Genomic DNA, 3426 nt, shown 5'->3' with positions numbered 1-3426 from the left:
ACCCGCTGCTTCAGCCGCTCGGGAGGCACGTCGAGCCAGATGCCGGTGAAGTGGCAACCGGCATCGCCGGCAAGGGCGTCCAACGCTTCGCGTTCCCCGGGTCGCGCATGAACCGCATCGGCGATGACGGCCTGTCCGGCGGCGAGGACCGCCGCCGCGCCCTCCCGCATTTCGGCATAGACGCCCTCCGACACCTCCGGGCGGTAGGCCTCCGGCCCGAGGCGCTCCGTCGCCGGCACGCCGAAGCGCGCCTTGCGCAGCCGATCGCTCGACAGGATGCGCGCGCCCGGCAGCGGCCCGAGATGCGGGGCGACCAGGGCGGCGAGGCTCGACTTGCCCGAGCCGCTCAGCCCGCCGATGCCGAGGAGAACTGCCGGACCCGGAGACAGCGCGGCACGGGCGAGCGCCAGATAGCTGTCCGCCTCCCCGGCAGCGCCCGCCGAGGCCGTCACATGGGCCCTGACCGCCGCCCTGACAGCCACGAGGAAGGGGATCAGCGCCAGCCCCGCCGCTTCCCCGGTAGCATCGCAATAGCGGTTCATCAGCCGGTTCGCCGCCGCCCTCTGGTCGCGGTGCCAGAGGTCCATGATCAGGAAGGCGAGGTCGTAGAGCACGTCGGTGGTGGCGAGATCCTCGTCGAATTCGAGGCAGTCGAAAATCACCGGGCGGGCGTCTATGAGGCAGATGTTGTGCAGATGCAGATCGCCGTGACAGCGGCGCACCAGTCCGGCGGCCGCACGGCTGTCGAGAAGGGCGGCGTGCCGGGCCAGCGCCGCCCGGAACTGCCGGTCGAGGGTCTCGGCAGCGTCCTTGTCCATCAGGCCGCTGGCGACGAAGGCCGCGGCATTGACGTCGAGCACCCGCCCCATGCGCCGGGCGCCGTCGCGGTCCATGGAGACCTCCGCCGTCGCATGCAGAGCGGCGATTTCGGCGGCGAGATCATCCACCAGCGCCGGCGCCAGCGGACCCTCCGACGCCATCCGGTCGAGGAGGCCCGCCTGGTCGAAGGGGCGCATGCGGACGACCGCATCCACCAGCGCCCCCTCCCCGTCGAAGCCGAGCCCGCCATCGGCCGTGCGGGTGATCAGGCTGACGCCCCGGTAGATCAGCCCTGCCGGGTCCGTGCGCCGGTTGAGGTCGAACTCGCGGGCGCAGAAGGCGAGCCGCCGTTCGGGCGTCGAAAAATCGAGATAGGGCAGCCGCACCGGCTTCTTCAGCTTGAACACCACGTCCCGGCCGATCACCACCTGCGAGATATGGGTGGTGACGACCTGCGCCCCGGCACCGGCCTCTCGCAGCAGAAAGGCGAGAACCTGGGAAGGTGCCCCGTCCGCCATGGCGCTCTCCTCAGTCATGCCCGCTGCCTCCGAAGCCCCGCCCCGCGTCTCCCTCGATAGCCGAGATGACGGCGAGGCTATATGACGAGGATCAGGCGGAGGGCACAGCATGCATGACGTGATCGTGGTCGGTGCGGGTTCGGCGGGCGCCGCCCTCGCCGCGCGGCTCTCCGAAGATCCGCAGCGGCAGGTCCTCCTTCTGGAGGCAGGCCGCGACTGGCGTTCACACGAGGCGCCGCATGCCCTGCGCAGCGCCAACATCATTCCCTTCATGCACGACCCGCGGCACCAGGCGGAGTGGCAATGGCCGGGTCTCATGACCCGCCGCACGCGTGCCCAGGAGCCGAAATTCTACTGGCGCGGCAAGGCCATGGGCGGCAGTTCCACGGTCAATGCGCAGATCGCCATCCGCGGCGTGCCCGAGGCCTTCGACACCTGGGCGACGCTTGGCTGCACCGGCTGGTCGGCGGCTGACGTCCTGCCGCTCTTCGACGCCATCGAGGACGACCCCGTCGCGGGAACGGCACCGGGCCAGCGCCGCGGCGGTCCCCTCCCCGTCCATCGCACCCCCATAGCGGAATGGGGCAGCGTCGACCGGGCGCTGCGCGCCGCCGCCCTCGATGCCGGCCATCCCTGGAAGGCGGATCTCAACGCCGCGACCGGCGAGGGCGTCTCCTGCTATCCGATCAACAGCCGCAACGGCCTGCGCATCACCACCAACGACGGCTATCTCGAGCCCGCCCGGAACCGGGCCAATCTCACCATCCGCGGCGGCGCGCTGGTCGACCGCATCCTGTTCGACGGCCGCCGCGCCACCGGCGTCCGCCTCCGTTTCGACGGTGGCGGCTTTGAGGACGTCGCGGCGCGCGAGGTGGTGCTCTCGGCCGGCGCCATCCACAGCCCGGCCATCCTGATGCGCTCCGGCATCGGACCGGCGGCGGACCTCGCCGCCTTCGGCATCGCCGTCCGCGCCGATCTCCCGGTCGGCCGCGGCTTCATGGATCACCCGATCCTGCGCGCCAGCCTCGCCCTCACCCCCGAGGCGGCGGCGCAGCACCCCGATGCCCGCCACACCAATTGCTGCGTCACCTATTCCTCGGGGCTCGCCGGCGGCGGCGAGCGCGACATGATCATGATCGGCTTCAACCATCGCGGCCTTGCCGAGGGCCGGCCCTCATCCCAGGGCGCCATCGGCATCGCCCTCTACGATGCCTTCTCCCGCGGCGAAGTGCGCCTCGCCTCGGCAGACCCGAACGCCAACCCCGTGGTCGAGGAGAACATGCTGGACGATGCGCGCGACCTCATGCGTCTGCGCGACGGCATCCGCCGCCTCGCCCGCATCACCGCCCACCCGGCCGTCGCCGGCATCGCCTCCGCCATCACCTTCGGCGAGAGCGGCATAGGCTTCCAGGCGGCCGCCGCCATGCCCGATGCGGAGCTGGACGCTTTGATGCTGGCCGAGGCTTCCGACATCCAGCACGCCGCCGGCACCTGTCGCATGGGGCCGGCCGGCGACCCCGCAGCCGTGGTCGACCCCGACCTCCGCGTCCACGGCCTCGAAGCCTTACGCGTCGCCGACGCTTCCATCATGCCGACCGACTGCCGCGCCAACCTGCACTTCACCTGCGTGATGATCGGGGAGATGGCGGCGAAGAGGATGAAGGGGGGACGTTGAAGGGAGTGGTGGGCCCGGAGGTTGTCAAATAACAACGAATTGACAAGTACTTATGGTGCCCACCTTTGCAAAAGGTTCCTTTGAAGGCATTGAGGAACTTTCAACGAGGGACGCACTCAGGCAGCATGGAAGCCGCTTCGCCCCGAAGAAAACCCTTGGACATGCTGCGTCACTCCGGGGAGCGCCGGGTCATTTACAGGTCATAGCGTCCAGAAGTGCCTCAGCTGGGTGGGGTGCAAGACCCCATGGCCTGTGGCAGTGGGGATGCCTAGCTGGTTGATTGCCGCCGCAATCTCATGCAGTGACGAACGCCTTCAACCCGTTGGCCGCCTGGGCCACCCGGGCGAGATCCGACGCTCCTCCAGAGAACGGGGCAACGCCGCAAATGCTCTATTTGACGCCTTACATTATGGT

2 protein-coding genes are annotated in these 3426 nt (G+C 69.7%); one reads left to right on the top strand and one right to left on the bottom strand.

The genetic code is table 11. The features are described 5' to 3' along the window. A partial coding sequence (locus Q8O26_RS20690) for an AAA family ATPase (protein ID WP_305579123.1) occupies nt 1–1355 on the bottom strand: 1355 nt, incomplete at its 3' end. A gap of 91 nt (nt 1356–1446) precedes the next feature. Between Q8O26_RS20690 and Q8O26_RS20685 the strand changes: the two genes are divergently transcribed. Then, nucleotides 1447–3012 (top strand): GMC family oxidoreductase, encoded by a 1566-nt coding sequence (locus tag Q8O26_RS20685; RefSeq protein WP_305579121.1) that lies wholly within the window; start codon nt 1447–1449, stop codon nt 3010–3012. Nucleotides 3013–3426 lie beyond the last annotated feature (414 nt).

The organism is Phreatobacter sp., assembly GCF_030691135.1.
Classification (GTDB): domain Bacteria; phylum Pseudomonadota; class Alphaproteobacteria; order Rhizobiales; family Phreatobacteraceae; genus Phreatobacter.
Note: the sequence above shows the minus strand (reverse complement) of the source record. Positions and strands in the feature narration are given on the sequence as shown.